This is a genomic window from Bartonella sp. MU70NMGDW (genome assembly GCF_042194085.1).
Lineage (GTDB): Bacteria > Pseudomonadota > Alphaproteobacteria > Rhizobiales > Rhizobiaceae > Bartonella > Bartonella grahamii.
This window is the reverse complement of sequence record NZ_JBHIMK010000442.1, coordinates 1-954: the sequence shown is the minus strand read 5'-3', so window position 1 is coordinate 954 and position 954 is coordinate 1. Positions and strand designations below refer to the sequence as shown.

At 36.3% G+C, this 954-nt stretch carries 1 protein-coding gene and 1 pseudogene; both read left to right on the top strand.

What is annotated here, in order from left to right:
- A pseudogene (locus ACFIKE_RS11505) lies at positions 1-105 on the top strand (rRNA maturation RNase YbeY); the annotation flags it as partial.
- Between the two features lie 85 nt (positions 106-190).
- Positions 191-954: CBS domain-containing protein (locus ACFIKE_RS11500; protein WP_375650074.1), on the top strand; the 764-nt coding region annotated here is incomplete at its 3' end.

Here is a 954-nt window from a genome sequence, read left to right as displayed (position 1 = left end):
ACTGATAATGAAGCATATCAAATGGAAAAGCTCGAAAGAGAAATTCTGCAAAAGCTTTCCATAAAAGATCCTTACGCTGAATTGTCTATAAATGATAAAATTTAACTTTTAAAATCAATATTACGAGCATACCATTCAAAGCCTCTCATTCACCTAATTATAAAAAGAAAGTTTAGAAGATTTCAAAACCATGACAAACAAAACAAATGCACAAAATAATAGTCAAACATCTTCTAATAATGAAAAAAAAACCTCTCAACAGACGAATCATACAGAAAAATATTCTCTGATGAATCATTTGTTTTCATTTTTACGGGGTCGTAATTGTGTGTCTACATCACTGCGCGATGATCTTACCGTTGCACTCACGACTGACAATAAAAAAGACACTGCCCTCTTCTCACCTGAAGAACGTACTATGTTGCATAATATTTTACGCTTACGTGAAGCACGCGTGGATGATGTTATGATACCACGTTCTGAAATCGAAGCACTGGAAATAAACACTTCACTTGGAGAAACCCTTAAATGCTTCGCAAAAATTGGTCATTCTCGCTTACCTGTTTATGCTGAAACTTTAGATGATCCGCGTGGCATGATTCATATCCGCGATATTCTTAACTATATGACTCGCTTTATTGTCAGCCCAACAAAAACCGAACAGAAATCCGATTTGCTTCAATTAAACCATACAGACTTACATACCCCAATCGGTGAATTGGATCTGATCCGAACTGTTCTCTTTGTTCCAAGTTCCATGCTTGCAAGCAAATTATTAACACGAATGCAAACTACACGAACTCAAATGGCTTTAGTTATTGATGAACATGGGGGAACAGATGGTCTCGTTTCAATGGAGGATATTGTTGAATTGGTTGTTGGTGATATCGAAGATGAACATGATAATGTCGACAATGCTATCGTACGTGAACCAAACAATAAATGGCTCGTTGA